The organism is Sphingomonas sp. Ant H11, assembly GCF_000797515.1.
GTDB lineage: Bacteria > Pseudomonadota > Alphaproteobacteria > Sphingomonadales > Sphingomonadaceae > Sphingomonas.
On record NZ_JSBN01000023.1, the window covers coordinates 15,283 to 36,285 of the forward strand.

At 65.3% G+C, this 21,003-nt stretch carries 21 protein-coding genes, 1 tRNA gene and 4 pseudogenes; 17 read left to right on the forward strand and 9 right to left on the reverse strand.

What is annotated here, in order from left to right:
* Window positions 1-58: 58 nt before the first annotated feature.
* A complete protein-coding gene (locus NW75_RS05720) occupies window positions 59-1,126 on the reverse strand; it encodes an acyl-CoA dehydrogenase family protein (protein WP_033964261.1) in 1,068 nt (355 codons plus the stop codon).
* Window positions 1,127-1,231: 105 nt separating this feature from the next.
* The gene (locus tag NW75_RS05725) at window positions 1,232-2,449 is read right to left on the reverse strand and encodes an acyl-CoA dehydrogenase family protein (protein ID WP_033964262.1); all 1,218 of its coding nucleotides are present in this window, start codon (window positions 2,447-2,449) and stop codon (window positions 1,232-1,234) included.
* A 229-nt stretch (window positions 2,450-2,678) separates the two neighbouring features.
* Between NW75_RS05725 and NW75_RS05730 the strand changes: the two genes are divergently transcribed.
* The 7 genes and pseudogenes from NW75_RS05730 to NW75_RS05755 all read left to right on the forward strand — a co-directional run bounded on the left by NW75_RS05730 (window position 2,679) and on the right by NW75_RS05755 (window position 8,644).
* On the forward strand, window positions 2,679-3,374 hold the full coding sequence (locus NW75_RS05730; protein WP_033964263.1) for a glutathione binding-like protein: 696 nt from the start codon (window positions 2,679-2,681) through the stop codon (window positions 3,372-3,374).
* Between the two features lie 222 nt (window positions 3,375-3,596).
* A pseudogene (locus NW75_RS05735) lies at window positions 3,597-5,122 on the forward strand (class I adenylate-forming enzyme family protein).
* Window positions 5,119-5,895, forward strand: a complete 777-nt coding sequence (locus NW75_RS05740) for a thioesterase family protein (protein WP_033964264.1) — start codon at window positions 5,119-5,121, stop codon at window positions 5,893-5,895. The pseudogene NW75_RS05735 and the gene NW75_RS05740 overlap by 4 nt, the downstream one beginning before the upstream one ends.
* A gap of 295 nt (window positions 5,896-6,190) precedes the next feature.
* Window positions 6,191-6,283 (forward strand): annotated as a pseudogene (locus NW75_RS25985) (EF-hand domain-containing protein); the annotation flags it as partial.
* Window positions 6,284-6,333: 50 nt separating this feature from the next.
* Entirely contained in the window at window positions 6,334-6,480 is a 147-nt protein-coding gene (locus NW75_RS25990) for a hypothetical protein (protein WP_231564985.1), read from the forward strand.
* A gap of 87 nt (window positions 6,481-6,567) precedes the next feature.
* Window positions 6,568-7,287 carry a response regulator gene (locus NW75_RS05750; RefSeq protein ID WP_033964278.1) on the forward strand — a complete coding sequence of 240 codons (720 nt, stop codon included), beginning with the start codon at window positions 6,568-6,570 and terminating at the stop codon, window positions 7,285-7,287.
* Window positions 7,288-7,333: 46 nt separating this feature from the next.
* The gene (locus NW75_RS05755) at window positions 7,334-8,644 is read left to right on the forward strand and encodes a sensor histidine kinase (RefSeq protein ID WP_033964265.1); all 1,311 of its coding nucleotides are present in this window, start codon (window positions 7,334-7,336) and stop codon (window positions 8,642-8,644) included.
* A 28-nt stretch (window positions 8,645-8,672) separates the two neighbouring features.
* Here the strand turns inward: NW75_RS05755 and NW75_RS05760 are convergent, their stop codons facing one another.
* Both NW75_RS05760 and NW75_RS05765 read right to left on the reverse strand, forming a co-directional pair.
* On the reverse strand, window positions 8,673-8,990 hold the full coding sequence (locus tag NW75_RS05760) for a hypothetical protein (protein ID WP_231564983.1): 318 nt from the start codon (window positions 8,988-8,990) through the stop codon (window positions 8,673-8,675).
* 99 nt (window positions 8,991-9,089) lie between these two features.
* Complete coding sequence (locus NW75_RS05765) at window positions 9,090-9,542, reverse strand: GreA/GreB family elongation factor (protein WP_033964266.1); 453 nt, start codon at window positions 9,540-9,542, stop codon at window positions 9,090-9,092.
* A gap of 78 nt (window positions 9,543-9,620) precedes the next feature.
* Between NW75_RS05765 and NW75_RS05770 the strand changes: the two genes are divergently transcribed.
* The gene (locus tag NW75_RS05770; protein ID WP_033964267.1) at window positions 9,621-11,480 is read left to right on the forward strand and encodes an ABC-F family ATP-binding cassette domain-containing protein; all 1,860 of its coding nucleotides are present in this window, start codon (window positions 9,621-9,623) and stop codon (window positions 11,478-11,480) included.
* Between the two features lie 6 nt (window positions 11,481-11,486).
* Here the strand turns inward: NW75_RS05770 and NW75_RS05775 are convergent.
* Window positions 11,487-11,571 (reverse strand) — tRNA-Leu (locus NW75_RS05775).
* A gap of 38 nt (window positions 11,572-11,609) precedes the next feature.
* On the reverse strand, window positions 11,610-12,056 hold the full coding sequence (locus NW75_RS05780) for a helix-turn-helix domain-containing protein (RefSeq protein WP_052192253.1): 447 nt from the start codon (window positions 12,054-12,056) through the stop codon (window positions 11,610-11,612).
* Between the two features lie 190 nt (window positions 12,057-12,246).
* On the opposite strand from NW75_RS05780, the gene NW75_RS05785 reads away from it, so the two are divergent.
* A complete protein-coding gene (locus tag NW75_RS05785) occupies window positions 12,247-12,549 on the forward strand; it encodes a hypothetical protein (RefSeq protein ID WP_033964268.1) in 303 nt (100 codons plus the stop codon).
* Complete coding sequence (locus tag NW75_RS05790; protein ID WP_033964269.1) at window positions 12,546-13,169, forward strand: hypothetical protein; 624 nt, start codon at window positions 12,546-12,548, stop codon at window positions 13,167-13,169. Before NW75_RS05785 ends, NW75_RS05790 begins: the two co-directional genes overlap by 4 nt.
* A 6-nt stretch (window positions 13,170-13,175) precedes the next feature.
* On the opposite strand, the gene NW75_RS05795 is transcribed toward NW75_RS05790, so the two are convergent.
* On the reverse strand, window positions 13,176-14,681 hold the full coding sequence (locus tag NW75_RS05795; protein WP_033964270.1) for a YifB family Mg chelatase-like AAA ATPase: 1,506 nt from the start codon (window positions 14,679-14,681) through the stop codon (window positions 13,176-13,178).
* A gap of 106 nt (window positions 14,682-14,787) precedes the next feature.
* On the opposite strand from NW75_RS05795, the gene NW75_RS05800 reads away from it, so the two are divergent.
* The 7 genes and pseudogenes from NW75_RS05800 to NW75_RS05825 all read left to right on the forward strand — a co-directional run bounded on the left by NW75_RS05800 (window position 14,788) and on the right by NW75_RS05825 (window position 18,911).
* Window positions 14,788-15,138 (forward strand): hypothetical protein, encoded by a 351-nt coding sequence (locus NW75_RS05800; RefSeq protein ID WP_231564984.1) that lies wholly within the window; start codon window positions 14,788-14,790, stop codon window positions 15,136-15,138.
* A 101-nt stretch (window positions 15,139-15,239) separates the two neighbouring features.
* Window positions 15,240-15,374, forward strand: a complete 135-nt coding sequence (gene rpmH, locus NW75_RS05805; RefSeq protein WP_010162954.1) for a 50S ribosomal protein L34 — start codon at window positions 15,240-15,242, stop codon at window positions 15,372-15,374.
* Window positions 15,375-15,412: 38 nt separating this feature from the next.
* Window positions 15,413-15,724 (forward strand): annotated as a pseudogene (rnpA, locus tag NW75_RS05810) (ribonuclease P protein component); the annotation flags it as partial.
* Between the two features lie 121 nt (window positions 15,725-15,845).
* Complete coding sequence (yidD, locus tag NW75_RS23525) at window positions 15,846-16,058, forward strand: membrane protein insertion efficiency factor YidD (protein WP_081988645.1); 213 nt, start codon at window positions 15,846-15,848, stop codon at window positions 16,056-16,058.
* Between the two features lie 19 nt (window positions 16,059-16,077).
* Window positions 16,078-17,835 (forward strand): membrane protein insertase YidC, encoded by a 1,758-nt coding sequence (yidC, locus tag NW75_RS05815; protein ID WP_033964272.1) that lies wholly within the window; start codon window positions 16,078-16,080, stop codon window positions 17,833-17,835.
* Complete coding sequence (yihA, locus tag NW75_RS05820; protein WP_033964273.1) at window positions 17,832-18,470, forward strand: ribosome biogenesis GTP-binding protein YihA/YsxC; 639 nt, start codon at window positions 17,832-17,834, stop codon at window positions 18,468-18,470. Before yidC ends, yihA begins: the two co-directional genes overlap by 4 nt.
* A 66-nt stretch (window positions 18,471-18,536) precedes the next feature.
* Window positions 18,537-18,911 (forward strand): hypothetical protein, encoded by a 375-nt coding sequence (locus tag NW75_RS05825; RefSeq protein ID WP_033964274.1) that lies wholly within the window; start codon window positions 18,537-18,539, stop codon window positions 18,909-18,911.
* A gap of 424 nt (window positions 18,912-19,335) precedes the next feature.
* Here NW75_RS05825 and NW75_RS27235 read toward each other — a convergent pair whose 3' ends face one another.
* Together NW75_RS27235 and NW75_RS05840 are read right to left on the reverse strand one after the other, a co-directional pair.
* The gene (locus NW75_RS27235; protein WP_331386009.1) at window positions 19,336-19,875 is read right to left on the reverse strand and encodes an OsmC family protein; all 540 of its coding nucleotides are present in this window, start codon (window positions 19,873-19,875) and stop codon (window positions 19,336-19,338) included.
* Window positions 19,805-20,943: pseudogene (locus NW75_RS05840) on the reverse strand (glutathionylspermidine synthase family protein). The gene NW75_RS27235 and the pseudogene NW75_RS05840 overlap by 71 nt, the downstream one beginning before the upstream one ends.
* Window positions 20,944-21,003 lie beyond the last annotated feature (60 nt).

The window sequence follows — 21,003 nt, forward strand, 5'->3', positions numbered from 1 at the left end:
ACGCAGCTTCGAAAATGGGTCGCTCATGGTGCAATTGCGAAAGGGGAGCGGATCCCGATCAGTATCCGTTCAACCGGGCAAAGCGCTCCCGGTGAAAAGCGGCATTGCCCCACATCGTCTCCAAGATACGCGCGCGCTTGATGTAGAAGCCTGCATCATGCTCATCGGTCATGCCGATGCCGCCGTGCAGTTGAATCATCTCCCGGCTGACGAGGTGGAGCGTATCGCCCGCCACCGCCTTGGCCAGGCTGACCGCCTGGTCGACATCCGACCGCCCCGCATCGATCGCCTCCAACGCCCCTTCGACTGCCGACCGCATCAATTCGAGCTCGGTAAACATCTTTGCCATGCGGTGCTGCAGCGCCTGGAAGGTCGAGAGCACCTGCCCGAATTGCACGCGCGTCTTCAAATAATCGTTGGTGGTGTTGAAGGCCTGCACAGCCAGGCCCAGCATTTCGGCGCACACCGCCGCAGTCGCGCGATCGACCACGCGCGCGGTGAGCGCGGTATCGCCGAGCCGTTCGGCGGGCGCGTCGGCGAAGGTGATCTGCGCGTGGCTGCGCGAATCCGTCATATGGCGTGGAGAGCGGGTCACGCCGACATCGCCGGAGACAAGATACAGCCCATCATCGGCGGCAACGACAAAGACGCCCGCGCTATCGCCTTCGGCGACGAACGCCTTGGTCCCGCTCAGCCTTCCGTCGACCACCTTGGTCGCGACCTTGGCCGGATCATGCACCGGCCCCTCATCGACCGCGAGCGTGGCGACCACCGCGCCGCTGGCAATGCGCGGCAACCATTCGGCCTTCGCCGTCTCGGATTCGCCCAAGACGATTGCGCTCGCCGCCGCCGACGTCGCTGCCAGTGGCGACGCCGCCAGATTGCGACCAAGCTGTTCCAGCACGAGGCCAAGCGACAGATAGCCAAAGGCAGTCCCGCCAAAAGCCTCGGGAATGACGATACCGGCCACCCCCATTTCGGACAGCGCTTGCCACGCCGCCGCATCATAACCCGCGCTCGGTGCGGCCGCGCGCATCTTGCGGAAGGCGGTCACGGGCGATTCATTGTCGGACCACTCGCGCACCATGTCGCGGAGCATCGTTTGTTCGTCGTTGAGTACGGCCATCTCGCGGTCCCCGTTTTGTGATGGGTGAAACGGGGGAGGATGGCTTCTGCCGTCCTTCACCCCGCCCCTCTCCGGCCCGCCGCAGTTGCGGCAGCCTATCTGGAATTACTGGTGATCGAGCATCCCGAGGATGCGCTTCGAAATCACGTTGTTCTGGATCTCGGTCGACCCGCCATAGATCGACACCGCCTTGCCCCACAGCCAGGTGCGCGTCTGGGTCAGTTCGTCCTCACTGAAGCCCTCGCCCTCCCAGCCCAGCCCGGCCATGCCCATGATCTCGATCGACAGCTCCGCGCGTTCCTGCGTGATGCGCGCGCCGACATTCTTCATGATCGAGGTCGCCGCCGACGGCCCCTGGTTCGACTTGGCTTCCAGCGCGGCACGGCGCAGCGTCAGCGCGAAGGCGCGGCTGTCCATCTCATGCCGCACGATGCGCATGCGCAAATCGCTGTCGGGCACGCGGCCCTGCTCATCCGCGCCGCGATATTCCTTGGCCAGCGCCCCCATCGCCTTGCCCGCGAACAGCCGCGAGGCACCGCCGCCGCCCGACAGGCTGTTACGCTCATGCTGGAGCAGCCGCGTGCCGATCTCCCAGCCCTGCCCCTCGCGCCCCACGAGATTTTCCTTGGGCACCTTCACATTGGTGAAGAAGGTTTCGCAAAACGGCGACTGGCCCGAAATCATGCGAATCGGCTTCACCTCGACGCCGGGCGAAGTCATGTCGAGCAGCAGGAAGCTGATGCCGCCGTGCTTTTGCGATTTGTCGGTGCGCACCAGCGCGAAGCATTTGTCGGCCCACTGCCCGCCCGACGTCCAGGTCTTTTGCCCGTTGACGATATAATGGTCGCCCGCGTCCTCGGCGAAGGTCTGCACATTGGCGAGGTCCGACCCGGCATTGGGCTCGGAATAGCCCTGGCACCAGCGCACCTCACCCTTGGCGATAGCCGGGATATGTTCGTGCTTCTGCGCCTCGCTGCCATATTCGAGCAGCGTCGGGCCGAACATCATCACGCCCATGCCGCCAATCGGGTTCCACGCGCCAATCCGCGCCATTTCCTCCTGCAGGACGCGGATTTCGGCCTTGTCGAGCCCACCGCCGCCATAAGCCTTGGGCCAGCCGGGAACACCCCAGCCCTTTTCGCCCATTGCGGCCTTCCAGGCGATTTCATCTGCGGACAGTTCGGTTGGGCCTTCGAGCGCGGACAGGGCATTGTCCTTGCCCTTGAGCGCAGGCGGGAAGTTGGCGGCAAGCCAGGCGCGGGCCGTCTGGCGGAACTCGTCAAGCGCGGTCGCTGGAGCGTCGAGTTCGGGCGCAGTCGCCATAAAACCTGTCCTTGCTGATAAAATCTGAAGATTGGGTATGGCGAAGCGATGCCACAGAATGGGCGTCGTGAAAAGCGTTATTGGGCGCGTTGCAGCGATCGCCCGTTCGGTAAGGCGGCACCGGGCCGCGACGCTTCAGGCCGCAATCGGCACCGGCATTGTTGCCCGGCGCAGTTGCGGACGCGTAGCGGCTCCCCATCTCCCGCGTGACGCAAGAGGAGCTTGGCGCATGATCGACCTGCATTACTGGCCCACGCCGAACGGCCACAAAATCACGCTATTTCTGGAGGAGGCCGGGGTCGAGTATCGCATCATTCCGGTCAACATCGGCGCAGGCGACCAATTCCAGCCGGATTTCCTGAAGATCGCGCCCAACAACCGTATGCCCGCAATCATCGATCACGACCCCGCCGATGGTGGCGAGCCGATCGCGATCTTCGAATCGGGGGCGATCCTGCTCTATCTGGCCGACAAATATGGCGCGTTCATCGGCGCGGACTTGCGCAGCCGCACCGAGACGATTCAGTGGCTGATGTGGCAGATGGGTGGATTGGGGCCGATGCTCGGGCAGAACCATCACTTCAGCGGCTATGCCCCTGAAAAAATTCCTTATGCGATCGATCGTTATGTCAAGGAAACCAATCGCTTATACGGCGTTCTCGATCGCCGCCTGGCCGACCGGGATTTCATCACCGGCGAATATTCGATCGCCGACATGGCCTGCTACCCCTGGATCGTGCCGTATGAACGCCAGGGCCAAAATCTCGGCGATTTCCCGAACGTGAAGCGCTGGTTCGAGGCGATCGCCGCACGCCCGCACACGATCGCCGCTTATGCCAAGGGGGTCGCGATCAGCGACAACAAGCCGATGACCGAGGAGGCGAAGAAGATCCTGTTTGGGCAGACGGCAAAGGTACTGGGGTAACGACTCCTCCCCGCGTCGGGGAGAGGGGGACCATGAGCATTGAGCGAGTGGTGGAGGGGGCGTGCCGCGGGCGGAACTCCCGTGGAGCCCCCTCCACCACCCGACTGACGAAGCCCCCCCTCCCCGTTCCGGGGAGGATCGATCGTTCGAACATCGCGTATGGTGTTTCCCTCTCTCTTGTTCTAGCGAATCGAAGATCGGGATTTGCTGAGAAGGGACATGATGACCGCTGCCGAAATGCTCGCGAGTGACTTTGCGACCTTGCCCGACCTGATCCGTGCGCACGCCGCGGAGCAGGGGGACAAGGTCGCCCTGGCCGAAGCCGACGGCGAGCTGGATTATGCCAGTCTCGACGCGCTGGTCGACCGCGTCGCCGCCGCGCTTCAGCGTGATGGCGTGCGGCAGGGCGACGCCGTCGCGATCGTCGCCGCCGCCAGCATCGATTATGTCGCGATCTTCCTCGGCGCGCTCCGGGCCGGGTGCGTGGCGACCCCGCTCGCGCCATCGGGGACGCCCGATAGCATCGTTGCGATGATCGCCGATTGCGCGGCCCCCATCACCTTCGTCGACGCCGAGGCGGCAAGCGCATTGGGCGGACACCATATTCCCGGCAAGCTCGTCCATCTGAAATCGCTGGGATCGTGGCTCGCCCCGGTCGCGCGCGGCCGACACCGGTCACGATCGCGCCCGAGGATGGCTTCAACATCATCTACTCGTCGGGCACCACCGGCGTCCCCAAGGGGATCGTACAAAGCCACGCGATGCGCTGGGCACATATCAACCGCAACGAGGCCGCCGGGTTCGCCGACGCGGTGACGATGATCGCGACGCCGCTATATTCCAACACCACTTTGGTCAGCGTGCTGCCCACGCTCGGCTGGGGCGGCACTGTGGTGTTGCTGAAGAAGTTCGACGCGCGCGGCTATCTGACGCTCGCCGAACGCCACCGCGCCACGCACACCATGCTGGTGCCGGTGCAATATCAGCGGATCATGGCACTGCCCGATTTCGATCGCTTCGATCTGTCGAGCTTCCGCTTCAAGACCTGCACCTCCGCCCCGTTCCCGCCGGCACTGAAGGCCGATGTCGTCGCGCGCTGGCCGGGGCTGCTGGTCGAATATTACGGCATGACCGAGGGCGGCGGCACCTGCCTGCTGATCGCCAACGCCTTTCCCGACAAGCTCCACACCGTCGGCCGCCCGGTCGAGGGCCACGACATCCGCCTGATCGACGATGACGGTCGCGAGGTGCCGCAGGGCGAAATGGGTGAGGTGGTCGGCCGCAGCCCGGCGATGATGACCGCCTATCACGGCCGCAAGGACGCCACCGCCGCTGCGGAATGGTTCGATGCCGATGGCAACCGCTTTATCCGCCACGGCGATGTCGGGCGCTTCGATGCCGACGGCTTCCTGACCCTGCTCGACCGCAAGAAGGACCTGATTATCTCGGGCGGCTTCAACATCTATCCAACCGATCTTGAGGCGGTGCTTGCCCGCCACCCTGCCGTCGCCGATTGCAGCGTCATCGGCGTGCCGAGTGAGAAATGGGGGGAAAGCCCGGTCGGCTTTTACGTGCCGCACACCGGGGTCGACGCCAACATCGCCGAGATCCTCGACTGGACCAATGCGCAACTTGGCAAGACCCAGCGTCTGGCGGCACTCCACGCGATTGCCGAACTCCCGCGCAGCGCGATCGGCAAGGTGCTCAAACGCGAGTTGCGCGATCGCTTGGCGGAGCACGCGCTGTGACCCCGATCCACCAGATTCTCTCCACCGCGCAGCCGGTCGAAGGCGGCTTCCGCACCGAAATTCCCTCCGACTGGCTGCAAGGGCGCACCGCTTATGGCGGCCTGTCGAGCGCGCTGGCGCTACACGCCGCGCAAGGTATCGAACCCGATCTGCCACCGCTGCGGTCGGCGCAAGTCTCCTTCATCGGGCCGCTGGCGGGCGCGGTCACGGTCATCGCGACCAAATTGCGCCGCGGCCGCACCGCCGCCTTCATCCAGGCCGATATCGTGTCCGAAGCGGGGCTCGGCTATCGCGCAATCTTCGTCTTCATGGCCGAACAGCCCTCGCGCATTGCGCTCAGCGGTGGATTGCAGCGTGCGGTCACCCCGCCTGCTCCAGACGCCACGCTCTACACGGGCCCCGACGGCTTTTTCACCGGCAATTTCAACTTCCTCGACCTGAAGGATCAGGCGCCGGGCGAAGCCGAATGGCTGCGCTGGGCGCGGTTGCGCGATGCGTCGGGGATCGACCCGATGGTCGAGGTGCTGGCGCTGGCCGACGCGCTACCGCCCGCCGCGTTCAAACTGCTCGGCAAGCAGCCCGCGCCGCTCAGTTCCCTGACGTGGATCGTCAACCTGCTGACGCCCGCCCCCGCCACCCGCGATGGCTGGTGGTTGCTCGCGGCCGAATCGGCCCACGCGGTCAATGGCGGATCGAGCCAGACGATGATGCTGTGGAATGCCGACGGCACCCCCATTGCCCAGGGGATGCAAAGCGTCGCCATCTTCGCGTGACCGCCGGGCGTGGTTGCCACGCCTTGCGACATTTTGCGACACTTTGCCCCCATCCCCGGGATAGTGGCGCGACAGATGCCACGGCATAACCGCGCAACCGACACGCCATCGCCAAGGCAGCATCAGGAGACCAGCCGATGAGGTTCACCCGCATTCTTACTGCAGCCGCAGTTGCCGCGCTTGCGACCGCTGCGGCCGTTGCACAGGGCGGTGGCATGACGCAGGCGGACACCAATGGCGATGGCATGATCTCCAAGGCCGAAGCACGGCGCAAGCGAATGCGCGGTTCGACGCGATGGATACCAATAAGGACGGCTTCCTCTCGGCCGACGAGCAGACGGGTCCGGCGGCGCGATTGCTGGCGCGCGCCGATACCGATGGCGACGGCAAGATCTCGCGCGCCGAATATCTTGCGCAAGCGACAAGCGTTTCGCGCGCATCGACGCCAATGGCGATGGCCAGATCACCAGGGACGAATTGGCCGCCTGGACCGACCGCGCGCGCAAGGCGGTGATGCAGCGCCGCAGCGACCCTGCGGATGCGATCGCGCCCGCGCCAACCCCTTCCCCCAATCCGGGCCAATAATCCCCAGGCCCGGCCGCCGGGCGAGCATGCCCCCCGCTCGCCCGGCACCTTTTCCAAGTGGATCGCGTCATGCTAAACACCGACACCATGGGGGAAACGCCGCATCTGTTGCTGGTTGACGACGAACGCTCGATCCGCGAGCCGCTCGCGCAGTTCCTGACGCGGCAGGGCTTTCGCGTGACGCAAGCAGGCGACGCCGAGGGCGCGCGCGCGCGGATGACAGCCTACGCGATCGACCTCGTCATTCTCGATATCATGATGCCCGGTGAGGACGGCCTGTCGCTCACGCGCCATATTCGCGAGAGCGGCGAAATCCCCGTCATCCTCCTCACCGCCCGCACCGAGGAAACCGACCGCATCGTCGGACTCGAAATGGGCGCGGACGATTATGTGGTGAAGCCGTTTTCGCCACGTGAACTGGCGGCGCGCGTCAAGGTTATCCTGCGCCGTGCCGCCGCGGGCGGCGTGCGCCAACACGCGCCCGAGACCGGATCCTTCGCCTTTGCCGGATGGGTGCTGAAATCGGGCGAGCGTACTCTGGTCGATCGCGACGGCGTGTCGGTGCCGTTGTCGACCGGCGAATATAATTTGCTGCACGCGCTGGTCACGCGCCCGCGTCAGGTGCTGACTCGCGACCAGTTGCTCGATCTCACGCAAGGGCGCGAGGCGGCCGCATTCGACCGCGCGATCGACAACCAGGTCAGCCGCCTGCGCCGCAAGATCGAGGCCGATCCCAAGGCTCCCGAACTGATCAAGACCGTATGGGGCGGCGGCTATACGCTGGCCGCCGAAGTGACCCGGCTGTGACGACGGCGCGCCCTTGAAGCTCCTCCCGCGCAATCTCTCCGGCCAGATGGCGCTGCTGATCGCGGTGGCGCTGTTCGTCGCGCAGGCGATCAATTTCGGCTTATTGCTGCAGGAACGGCGTCAGGCACGGCTCGATCAGGCAACCGGGCCCGCCGTCACCCGCATCGTCGATGCCGACGAACGCATTGCGGCGGGCAAGAAGATCGGCGGCGGCGGATCGTGGAGCCGCACCCGCGTGCTGGCGGCCTCCCCGATCCCGGCCGGGGCGGAGCGGCTGGGCGATATCGAACAAGCGTTGCGCGCCGCGCTCACTGACGCTGGCGTCAAGGTAAACCGGATCGAAACGCAAGTGTTGCCGATCTCGCCGAACGATCCGCGTCTGCGCTATGTCAGCCAGTCCCGCATCGAACGCCTGCTCCGTGCGGGGGCGGAGCTCGTCGTCGCGGTCCAGCGGCCCGACGGGCAGTGGATTGCGCTCAACATCGGCTGGACGCGCAGCGATTCGACGATCCTGTGGCGGCTGTTCGCACAGACGGCGATTCTCTACGGCGTAGTGCTGGTGCCGTTGCTCTGGGCGGGACGCCGCATATCGCGCCCGCTACGCCGCCTGGCCACCGCCGCACGCGACTTCCACCCTAGTACCGCGACCGAACCGATCGTCGAGAGCGGTCCGCAGGACGTGCGCGACGTGATCGTGGCGTTCAACGCATTGCGGCTGCGCGTGACTGCCATGCTGGAGGAAAAAGATCGCATGCTCGGGGCGATCGGGCACGATCTACGTACCCCGTTGGCGGCGCTGCGCGTGCGGATCGAATCGGTCGAGGACGACACCGATCGCGCGAAAATGGCCGATACCATCGCCGAGATGAACCGCACGCTCGACGACATTCTGTCGCTCGCCAGGCTGGGTCGCCCGAGCGAACCGCCGACCGAGGTCGATCTGGCGGCATTGGTCGATGCCGTGGTCGAAGATTTTCGCGATCTTGGCCATTCGGTCGGCTTCGAAGAGGCCGATCGCCTGCAAGTGCGGCTGCGCCCCTCGCCCATGCGGCGCGCGCTGCGCAACCTGATCGAGAATGCGCTGAAATATGGCAAGTCGGCCGAGGTCACGCTCACCGCGACCCCGCACGAAGTGGTGATCGCGGTGTGCGATCGTGGCCCGGGCATCCCCGCCGATCGGCTGGGCGACGTGTTCGAAGCGTTCACCCGGCTGGAAACCTCCCGCAACAAGGAAACCGGCGGCATCGGGCTGGGCCTCGCACTTGCCCGCGCGATCGTGCGCGAGGCGGGCGGCGACATCACTTTGGAGAACCGCGACGGCGGCGGTCTGATCGCGCGGATTACGCTGGCCCGGTAACCGCGCGCGGCCAGACCTGCCCGAAGCGTTAGCCCGCCAGGCGCTTCCGGTTTGCGCGCACCGTGCGAGAATAGTGCCGGATGATCTTCTTGGTCGCCGTCGCAGGTGTAGTGCCCAAGCGGCCCGTCATCATCGCCATTTGCAGTTGCAGCGCCGCCGTCATCTTCTCATCGATCATGCGATGCGCCTCGGCATCGCTGGCGGCGTTGCCGTTGGGACCCGCCATCACCCGCTGCCAGGTGCGCAGCCCGATCACGGCCGAGGCCTCCAGCCCCAAGGTCCAGGCGTCCATCCCGATACCGAGCCAGGGATTGCCCATTGGGCCGAGCTTGCGGTTACGAGTCATCGGTCGCGGTCCTTGGTCGAATCTTTTCGGAAATCCACTCTGCCAACGCTTCTAGCCGTGATTCGCTGCCCACCTGCGAGCGTGCCGGGAAAGCCCGGCTCACGCCACCCCGATAATTTCGACCGCCTCGGCCTTACCGGCAAAATCGACCCGCTCTCCCACCTCCGCGCCGATCAGCGCGCGCGCCAGCGGTGCCTGGAAGCCGATGCGGCCCTCCGCCGGATCGGCCTCGTCGCCACCGACGATTTCGACCGTGCGGTCGGCACCGGCCAGGTGGTACGTCACGCGACTGCCGATACCGATCACGCCAGCAGGCGGCGCGGGTACGACTTCAGCGGTGGTCTGGCGCGTATGCCAATAGCGCAACTCGCGCAGCACCGCGTCGCGATCGACCGCCGCCGCATCGGCCAATGCCGCTTCGAGTTCGTTCACCTTGGCCCCGATCAGCGCCAGCCCACGCGGCGTGACCAGATTCGGCCCGGGCGCGATCGGCCGTTCGAACTTGGGCTCCAGATGTTCCTCGTCGCTTTCGCGACGGAAGGCGACGCTCATTCCGCTTCCTCTCGTGTTTGTTGTATAACGCGCTGCCGGACACTTGGGTGCAACGCAACAATCTGCTAGGCGCTGCCGATGCTGAATATCAATGGTATCACGGTGCGCCTCGGTGGGCGCGCGATCCTCGACGGTGCGAGCGCGGCCCTGCCCCCCAAGAGCCGGGTCGGCCTGATCGGGCGCAATGGTGCTGGCAAGTCCACGCTGATGAAGGTGATGATCGGCCAGCTCGAACCCGATCTCGGCGAGATCGAGATGCCGCGCGGCACCCGCATCGGCTATATCGCGCAGGAAGCGCCGAGCGGCACCACCACCCCGATCGAAGCCGTGCTCGCCGCCGATACCGAGCGCGCCGCGCTGCTGACCGAGGCCGAAACCTGCCAGGACCCGGATCGTCTCGGAGCCGTCTATGACCGGCTGACCGCGATCGACGCCTACACCGCCCCCGCGCGCGCCGCGCGCATTCTGGTCGGCCTTGGCTTTGACGAGGAAATGCAGGGCCGCCCGCTCGATTCCTATTCGGGCGGCTGGAAGATGCGCGTCGCGCTCGCTTCCCTGCTCTTTTCCGAACCCGATCTGCTGCTGCTCGACGAGCCCTCGAACCATCTCGATCTCGAAGCGACGCTGTGGCTCGAGAATTTCCTGAAAAGCTATCCGGCGATGATGGTCGTCATCAGCCACGAGCGCGATCTGCTCAACAATGTCGTCGACACGATCCTCCATCTCGAAGGCGGCAAGGTCCATCTTTACACCGGCGGCTATGACAGCTTCGAGCGCCAGCGTGCCGAGCGCGTCGCCCAGCTCGCCGCCGCCAAGGCCGCGCAGGATTCGCAGCGTGCCAAATTGAGCGAATATATCGCCAAGAACAGCGCCCGTGCCTCGACCGCCAAGCAGGCGCAGAGCCGCCAGAAGATGCTGGCGAAGATGCAGCCGATCGCGTCGATGGTCGAAGATCCGACGCTGTCGTTCGAATTCCCGAGCCCTGAAGAACTACGCCCGCCGCTGATCACGCTCGACATGGCAGCGGTCGGCTATGCCGACAAGCCGATCCTGCAGCGCCTCAATCTGCGGCTCGATCCCGATGATCGCGTCGCGCTGCTGGGCCGCAACGGCAACGGCAAGACTACGCTCGCCCGCCTGCTCGCCGCACAATTGCCGACGATGGACGGCGCGATGAACGCCAGCGGCAAGATGCGCGTCGGCTATTTCACCCAATATCAGGTCGAGGAACTCGACGGCGACGATACCCCGCTCGAACATATGACCCGCATGATGTCGGGCAAGACACCGGGTGCGGTGCGCGCGCAGCTCGGGCGCTTCGGCTTCTCGGGCGTCAAGGCGACGCAGAAGGTCGGCAAGCTTTCGGGCGGCGAACGCGCCCGCCTCGCGCTCGCACTGATCACGCGCGACGCGCCGCACATGCTGATCCTCGACGAGCCGACGAACCATTTGGACGTCGATGCGCGCGAAGCGCTGGTGCAGGCGCTCAATGCCTATGACGGCGCGGTCATCCTGGTCAGCCACGATCGCCACATGGTCGAACTCACCGCCGACCGGCTCGTGCTGGTCGATGGCGGCACCGCGAAGGAATATGCCGGCAGCATGGAGGATTATATCGCCTTCGTGCTGGCAGGCGATGGCGGTGGCGAAGGTGCCAAGGCCAAGGCCGCGAAGAAGGACGACAAGCCGCAACTGAGCGCCGCTGCGGTCGCCCTGCAAAAGCGCGCGCATGAGGCTGAGGCTTTGGTCGCCAAGCTCACCAAGCAGCTGGGTGCGATCGACCGCGCGATGCTCGATCCAAGCACCGCCGAGGCGTGGCTCGCGCGGCTAAGTCCGGCCGACTTGACCAAGCAGCACGCGCAGATTTCGAAAAAGCTGGAGGCCGCCGAGGCCGTGTGGTTCGAGATCAGCGAAACGCTGGAGCTGGCCGCAGCGTAACGTAGATGGTGCGGGTGGTCGGGGTCGAACCGACACTCCTTGCGGAACGGGATTTTGAGTCCCGCGCGTCTACCAATTTCACCACACCCGCAGCGTGGACGGTGCTGTTAGCCGCGACCGCGCCGGACATCAACCCCACATGCGCAGAAGCCAGCCCACCAAGATCAATACCGCGCAGATTGACAGCACCGCCGCCAGAATCGCCGGGACAGCGCTCTGTATTGCACGGCTCTCCAGACCGGGGGCCGCATCGCGTTCCGGCAATCGCTCAGCGAGATAGTGCGCGCGAACCGCCTCGGCGATCCAGGGCTCGGTCAAGCCGACGTGGCGTGCATAGGTGCGGGCAAAACCGACGGCGTAAAGCGCCGCGTGAAAAACGCGATAATCGGCGCGCTCGATCGCCTCGAGGTGGCGCTCGGGAATTCGCGTATGGCGGGACACATCGCGGAGCGACTCGCCCATCGCCTCGCGCGCGCTCTGCAACGCGGCACCTGGAAACGACTCGCGCCTGACAGGCGGCGCGACGTCGATTGAGACAAGGTCCGCTCCCCCGTACGCTTCGCCGTGTCCCGCCATACAATTCCCCCGCCCAATGGAATCGTTACGGCCCCATTTGAAATATTACACCCTATGGTTACCCAGTTTGATAAACATCACATGCGTCATTTGAGCAAATCGGGTAAGAGCCGTTCGCACAGGGCGGTGGGGAGCGATCGGATCGGTGCAACATTTGCAGTGGGAAGTTGCGGCGCGGCCGGGGAGCCGCATGATCGGTCGCATTGTCAGCCAGATGCAATTGGCGTCTGGACTGGATGTGGTCCGCGTTCTGGAAGAGCATCTCCAGCGAAAAATCCCGTTCGATCGAGCGATTTTCCTGCTAATGATCTTGCGCGGCAGTAGCGGCCTTCGCGCTTTCTGTAACGGTCTGGCGTCGACCGCGCCTTCGGTCGTGGACGGCATCAGTATCAATGCGGTCGCAATGTCGCTCAATCGACCGTTCGAGACGGTACGACGGCACGTCCACGCCTTGATCGACGACGGGATTTGCCAGCGCGTCGATCACGCGTGAGCGTTCGGAGCGAGACGCTGGCCCTGCCCGCCTTTGCGACCTTGCTGCGTTCGCTGCACGACCACATGGTCAGTGTCATCGAAGATCTGTCACAGATGGGCGTTCCCCTGCCGCCAAATCATGTCGATCGTTTCTATGATCCGAACGCTACCATTGCAGCGGCGATCGACCTGGTGCTTGCGCCGTTCGATTACATTCGGGACGCGCATGCAAGCTGGCTCGAGCTTGTGGTCGTGCACACCGTGGCAACCGCCGGTGCGCGCAAGATCACGCGCGACCCGGAACTGAGCCGCCGCTATGGGGAAGCCGATACCGCTCCGCCCGAGGATTTGCGCGAGCCCATCGCCATCACCGTACTCGCCCGTACCTTACGCATGAGCTATTCGACGGTCCGGCGGGAGGTCGAAAGTGCGGTCGCATCGGGAAAGCTGACGCGTGCCGGACACGGCGTCCTGGCCACCGACGCATATCTGAGGTCGGCCGCGATCGTCCAGGCCGGAGCGCGTGCCACCGCGCACTGCGCACACGTCTTGCGGAGGCTGGGTCCAGGCGGATTTCGCTTCGATAATCCGACGCACTGCTATCTCGACGGCAAGCCGGCGTTCCTCACCTTCGACTGAGCCCGACTAATTGCGAGGTGCCTGACGGCGATAGCTTAGCGCCTCGGCAACATGAATGCGCCCGACCGTCTCGGCACCGGCCAAGTCGGCAATCGTCCGCGCAACCCGCAGGATGCGCGTATAGCCCCTTGCCGACAAACGCATCGCTTCCGACGCTTGCGCCAGCAGCGTGCATCCTGCCGCATCGGGAGTGGCGACGGCGTCGAGCAAAGCGCCGTCCGCATCGGCGTTGGTGCGCGCCGCATGGTCAGCATAGCGCGTTCGCTGCACCGCCCGCGCCGCCGCGACACGCCCCGCGACCTCGGCCGAGCCTTCGCTTGGCGGCGGCAACACCAGATCGGCGGCGCTCACGGCCTGCACCTCGATATGCAGATCGATGCGGTCGAGCAGCGGCCCCGAGACCTTCGCCTGATAGTCGGCTGCACAGCGCGGCGCGCGCGAACAGGCAAGCGCCGCGTCGCCCAGATGACCGCAACGACACGGGTTCATCGCCGCGATCAATTGCACCCGCGCCGGGAAAGTGACGTGGGCATTGGCACGTGCGACGCTGACGGTCCCGGCTTCCAGCGGCTGGCGCAGCGAATCGAGCACGGCGCGCTGAAATTCCGGTAGTTCGTCCAGAAACAGCACGCCCAGATGCGCGAGGCTGACCTCGCCCGGTTTGACCTTCAACCCGCCGCCGACCAGCGCCGCCATCGACGCGGAATGATGCGGCGCGCGGTACGGCCGCTGGCGAGTCAGCCGCCCACCGGTCAGCGTCCCCGCGACGCTCGCCACCATCGACACCTCGAGCGCCTCGCTCGCATCGAGCGGCGGCAGAATTCCCGGCAGGCACGATGCCATCAGCGATTTGCCCGCGCCCGGCGGCCCCACCATCAGCAGATTATGTCCGCCCGCCGCCGCGATTTCGAGCGCACGCTTGGCCGTCTCCTGCCCTTTAACCTGGCGCAGATCGGGCCCGTGGCCGACATCGTCCGCGTCGCCGGGCAACGGCTCGCTCAGCAGGCCATGCCCCTTGAAATGGTTGATCAGCGACAGGATGTCGGGTGCCGCCAGCACCCCCTGCCCCGCCCAGGCCGCTTCCGAGCCCTGCGCCGCCGGGCACACCAGCCCCATCCCGCGTTCCGACGCATGCAGCGCCGCCAGCAACACCCCCGGCGACGGCGCGATTCGCGCGTCGAGCCCGAGTTCGCCCACCACGACATAATCGCTCAGCGTCTCCGCATCGACCACGCCCATTGCGCCCAGCAGCGCCAGCGCGATCGGCAAATCGAAATGCGATCCTTCCTTGGGCAAATCCGCCGGGGACAGGTTGACCACGATCCGCTTGGGCGGCAGCGCCAGCCCCATCGCCGCAATCGCCCCGCGCACCCGCTCGCGGCTTTCCGCCACCGCTTTGTCGCCCAGTCCAACGACGTTGAAGGCGGGTAAGCCCGGGATCAACTGCACCTGCACCTCGACCGCGCGCGCCTCGAGGCCGAGATACGCCACCGTGGATACGCTTGCTGCCATCTGTGATCCCCCCGGACGCCGCTGGAGCATACCGGGTTTTCCGGCAGAGGGAACAGCGCCGGGCGGCGTCTTGCGCAAACAAGACACCGGCCCCACATGCCTGTCGATGATGACGTCCCGTAATCCGCTGGTCCGCACGGGCCTTGTTTCCGGTGGCGTGGTGCTGGTGATTCTCTCGCCGATCGTCGGCGCGATTCCGGGGCCAGGCGGCATCTTCGTGTTTGCCGCCGGCCTCGCGCTGGTGCTGCAAAACTCGCACCGCGCCAAAAAGCATTTCGTCACCGCCAAGCGCCGCTGGCCCAGGCTCGGCCATTATGCCGATATGGGATTGCGCCGCCAAAGCGCCGCACGCCGCCGCGCGCGCGACCGGGAAGCGCGGGAAGACGGCCCGCCCGCCAGCTTTCGCGCGCGGCTCGCCGAGATCCTCGCACCACCAACCAACGATCGCACACGTTGACTTTCCGGCACGTCCTCGGTAAGCGCGCACCTTCAAGGCCGTCCTCGTGGCGGCCATTTTCTATTTCGACGTGCCCCGTGCAGAATTTTAGGGAATGAACGATGAAGCGGACCTTTCAGCCGAGCAATCTGGTGCGCGCACGCCGCCACGGGTTCCGCTCGCGCATGGCGACCCCGGGCGGTCGCAACGTGATTCGCGCGCGCCGCAACCGCGGCCGCAAGAAGCTCTCGGCGTAAGCGTACCCGTCGGCCCTGCCGACCTACGCACGCTCACCCGCCGCGCGGATTTTCTCGCGGCGAATGCGGGAAAGCGCGCACCCATGCCGGGATTCGTCCTGCAAGTGCGCCCCCGCGGTGATGGCGATCCCGCCATGCGGGTCGGCTACACCGTCACCAAGAAAATCGGCAACGCCGTGGTTCGCAATCGCATGAAACGGCGGTTGCGGGCCTTGGCGCGCGAGCTGCTGCCCGAAAAGGGCGTGCCCGGTGCCGACCATGTGCTGATCGGCCGCAACGGCGGAATCGAGCGCGATTTCGCCACATTGCGGGCCGAACTCACCAAAGCATTGGCGAAGGCGGCACGGTGAAGGATCACCCCACTCCGTTCGTGCTGAGCTTGTGGAAGCACAGCTCGCTACACGCATCGACGCTCGTGCGGCTGGGGCCCTTCGACAGGCTCAGGGCGAACGGTCATACCGACGCCTCGCCGTGCTGACTCGCCTCCTCATCCTGCTGGTACGCGGCTGGCAAATTGGCCCCTCGGCGGTATTGCCGCCATCGTGCCGCTACACCCCAAGCTGTTCCGCCTATGCAATCACCGCGCTTCGCCGCTATGGCGCAGTGAAAGGCGGGTGGTTGGCAACCAAGCGAATCGCGCGGTGCCATCCCTGGGGCGGGTACGGACCCGATCCAGTGCCCTGATCGAACGGAAGACACCCGCGTGAAAGAAGATACCCGGAATTTCATCCTGTTCGCGGTGCTGGCCGCGATCATTCTGCTGGGCGGCAATTTCCTGTCGGCTCGCTATTTCCCGCATGTCGCCAACCCGCCCGCGACCAAGCTGGTCGATGGCAAGAGCCAGGTTGTCCCTCCGCCCAGCGGAAGCCCGGCCGCGACGACCCCGGCGCAGGTTCGCGATCTGGAAATCGTTCGCCGCGAAACCCCGCGTGTGGCGATCCAGACCGCCGATCTGCAAGGCTCGATCAACCTGAAGGGCGCGCGGATCGATGATCTGACGCTGACCAAATACAAGCAGACGATCGACAAGAATTCCCCGCCGATCCGCCTGCTGTCGCCGCGCGGCACCAAGGATGCGTATTTCGCGGGCTTCGGCTGGAATGGTGACGGCGTCACCGTCCCCAATGGCGATACCGTCTTCACCGCCAATGGCACGACGCTGACCTCCAATACGCCGGTCACGCTCTATTGGGACAACAAGCAGGGCCAGCGCTTCGCGCTGACCTTCGCGGTCGATGCCAAATATATGTTCACGGTGCGCCAGACCGTCGCCAATGCCGGCCCCGCGCCGATTTCGCTGCGCCCCTATGCGCTCGTCTCGCGCGCCGGCGTCGGCACCGAGGCCGATACCTGGACCAACCATATCGGCCCGATCGGCGTGTTCGACAAAGGTGCCACCTATGACATCACCTTTGACAATCTGAAGGGCAAGGAAGCGAGCTTCCTCGGCAAGATCTGGGGCAATTCGGCCAAGGCTGGCGAGAATTTCTTCAATTCCACCGGCGGCTGGCTCGGCTTCGGCGACAAATACTTCCTCGCCGCCGTCATCCCCGATCACGGCGCGCCGGTTCGGGCGGGCTTCCACGCTGCAAACGGCGACGTGTTCCAGGGCGATTTCACGCTCGCCCCGCGCGTCGTCGCACCGGGCAAGGCGCTCGTCTCGACCGCCAAATTCTTCGCCGGTGCCAAGGAAACCAACACGCTCGACCGGTATGAGGATCGCCTCGGCATCCAGCATTTCGGCAAGGCGATCGATTGGGGCTGGTTCGAGATCGTCGAAAAGCCGATCTTCAAATATCTCGACTGGTTGTTCCGCATGATCGGCAACTTCGGCGTCGCGATCATCCTGCTCACCGTCACCATCCGCACTTTGATCTTCCCCGTCGCGCAGCGTCAGTTCGCCTCGATGGCCGCCATGAAGGCGATCCAGCCGAAGATGAAGGCGATCCAGGAAAAGTATAAGGACGACAAGGCCCGCGCCCAGCAGGAAGTGATGGCGCTGTACAAGGCCGAAAAGGTCAACCCGCTCGCGGGCTGCCTGCCGACCCTGATCCAGATCCCGATCATGTATTCGCTGTACAAGGTGCTGCTGCTGACGATCGAAATGCGGCATCAGCCGTTCGTCGGCTGGATCCACGATCTGTCGGCACCCGACCCTGCGACGATCCTCAACCTGTTCGGCTATCTGCCCTATCACCTGCCGTCGTTCCTCGCGATCGGCGTGGTGCCGGTGCTGCTCGGCGTGTCGATGTTCTTCCAGTTCAAGCTGAACCCGGCACCGATGGACGAAGCGCAAAAGCAGGTCTTCGCGATCATGCCGTGGATGCTGATGTTCGTGATGGCCCCGTTCGCGGTCGGCCTGCAGGTCTACTGGATCACCTCCAACCTGTGGACCGTCGCGCAGCAGCGCCTGCTCTACGCCCGCCATCCCGGCCTCAAAGAACCGGCGGTGAAGAAGTGAGTTTCGAGCCGGAAGACATTGAAGCCGCGCGCAAGCTCTTCGCCGGGCCGATCGCGTTCCTCAAATCGGCGCCGACGATCGAGTTCCTGCCCGATGCGGTGGTGCCCGAAGTGGCGTTTGCCGGGCGCTCCAACGTCGGCAAATCGTCGCTGCTCAATGCGCTGACCGGGCGCAATGCGCTCGCGCGCACCTCGAACACGCCGGGCCGCACGCAGGAATTGAACTTCTTCGACGTCGGCAACCCGCTGGCGTTCCGCTTGGTCGACATGCCCGGCTACGGCTTTGCCAAGGCACCCAAGGACATGGTCAAGAAGTGGCGCTTCATGGTCAATGATTTCCTGCGCGGGCGCGACGTGCTCAAGCGCGCGCTGGTGCTGATCGACGCGCGCCACGGCATCAAGGATGTCGACCGCGACATCCTCGAAATGCTCGACAAGGCGGCGGTCAGCTACCGCATGGTCATCACCAAGGCCGACAAGATCAAGGCGAGCGAACTGGCCGAGGTCACCCAGGCCACCGCCGACGAAGCGCGCAAGCGCCCGGCGGCGCACCCCGAGATTCTGGTGACGTCGAGCGAAACCGGCCTCGGCATCCCCGAACTGCGCGCGGCGGTGATCGAGGCGGTCACCAGCTAAGCGGGGTTTCGGCGCACGTTGGCGATCACCCACATCTGCGCTACAGTGACTCTTATGACTCGTCCGATGCGCCCCGCTCTGCTGCTCCTTTCCGCCGCTGCGGGTTTGCCGACGGCAGGCTTCGCCCAGCAGCAAGCGACCGTGCCGGCTACTCCTGCTGTGGCTGCAGCGGCGGCACCGTCTTCGGGCGACACGATCCGGCTGTCCGACAAGGAACGCGACGCCATCCTCAACAGCAACACCGTGGAAAGCGCCGCCGCCGCCCGCGGCGAGCGCCTCCCAGGCACCGGTCCCGGCATTCACGGCGAAATCGGCGCGATGATCGGATCGAACGGCACGCGCGGCATCTACGGCACCGCCGCGATCCCGCTCGGCGACAATGCCGGTGCGGTCGTGTCGTTCGAGAGCAGCCAATATAACTGGCCCCGCCGCTCGCGCTGACCGCCTGCGCAGGGGCGCAACGCCTTTCCATAAAGCCCTTCCCAGGCGAAAGCCGGGGTCCAGGCGAGGAACGGCACAGGGCGAGCGCTAAAGCGGGATGACGTTACTTCGATCCGGGGAAGCCCCTCCCTTCCTGAAGGGAGGGGAGTCCGTCAAACGTCATCACACTCTAGCGCTTGATAAGTTCCACCTTCGCAACTGGGCCCCGGCCTTCGCCGGGGAAGCACGTTTTGAGCGCGCGCTGATCGAACCTTACGAAAGCGTTGTCCTACACGCGGGAAGTATGAAAATCTCGCCCCGCATGCTCTTTCTCATCGTTGCCGCCATCGACCGTACTCGGTTCATCGACAGCAAGACGAGATTGGTCGCACTCCGCCTATAACGCGCCCTTACCTTCGTTACCTTCCGAGTCGGGCGCACCGGATCACCGCTCGATATAGGTCGCCGCATATTCGACCGGGAAATTCACCGATCGCGCGATGAAGCAATGCGCGTGGATGCGCGCGTGGATCGCATCCGCCACCGCCAGATCGCTCCCCGCGAGCAGCTCGATCCGCGGCCGCAGCACCGCCTTCACGAACCGCCCCGTCCCATCGGGCGCGCTTTCGCCGATGCCGAGCGGGTCGTCGGTATAGGCGGTCACCACCACCCCGGCGACGCTCGCCAGATGCAGATACCACAGCATGTGACAGCCCGAGAGCGTCGCCAGCAGCAAATCCTCGGGGTTGGGCAGGCCCGGATCGCCGCCCAGCAACGGATCGTTCGAGCACTCGATCACCGGCTTGCCCGGCGTCACGATCTGCCACGTCCGGTCATAGCCGCGATACTGCCGCGTCCCCTCGCCGCGATTGCCGGTCCAGGCGATCCGCGCGGTGTACTGGTGCTCGGACATATTACCCTTCGATGATGTGCGGCACGAAGCGCGCGGTGTTGCCGGTGATCGGCCCGTCCTCGCGAATGCCATCCCCGCCGGCGCGCCATCGACGATCCATGCGCCCAGCACCGGGCGCTGCTCGCCGCTGCCGGGCAGATCGTACAGCGCCTGATAGACGAAGCCTTCCTCGCCATAATCGCCGCCGGTCTCGGCCAGCGTCGCCCCGCCCTTCACAAGCGTGACATTGGCCCCCTCGCGCGCCAGCAACGGCTTGCGGACATGGTCGCCGACAAGCGGTGCCCGCCGCGTCTCCAGCAAATTGGGGTGCCCCGGATACAGCTCCCACAGCACCGCCAGGATCGCCTTGTTGCTCCACAACATCTTCCAGATCGGCTCGATCCACAAAGTGCTGCTCAGGCTCTCGATCAGCTCGCCGCCGAACGGCTCGTTGACCAGCCATTCCCACGGATAGAGATGGAAGATCGCGTCGATCGGCATGTTGTCGAGATCGACGAAGCGCCGACCCGCACTATCCCAGCCCAGATCCTTCAGCTCGATCAGCCGCGTGTCGACCCCCGCCGCGCGCGCGGTGTCGGCGAGATAGGCGGTGGTCACGCTATCCTCCCCCGCCGCATCCGCGATATGCGCCAGATAGAGCGCGCTGCTCCCCGGCGGCGGCGCGATGTCGCGCCATTTGGCGATCAGCGCCTCGTGCAGGCTGTTATACTGGTCATGGCTTGGGAAGACCGCTTCCTTCCAGTCCCACTGGATCACCGCCGCCTCGATCAGCGAGGTCGGCGTGTCGCAATTGAACTCGAACAGCCTGGGCGGACCAGACCCGTCATAGCCCAGGTCGAACCGCCCGAAATTGAGCGCCGGTGGCTCGGCATTCCAGGAATCGTAAATCGCATTGTGGCAGAAAGCGGGAATGCCGAAATCGCCGAGCAATTCGCGGTCGAGCACATGCTGCCCGGCGGCGAGGAACATCTCGTACAGCTCGGCACTGGCGCGCTCGATCGTCTCGATCTCGGCCAGCGAAAAGCGATAGCAGGCGCTTTCGTCCCAATAAGGCTGGCCGCCAACGCTATGCCAGACGAGGCCAAGCTCCTCGACCCGCGCCTGCCAGTCGCGGCGCGGGCTGCAATCGGTGCGGCGCATCACTCGCCCGCCCCGCCGCCGAAACCGCGTGCGCTCATCCCGAAGCCGCCGCGCGACAGA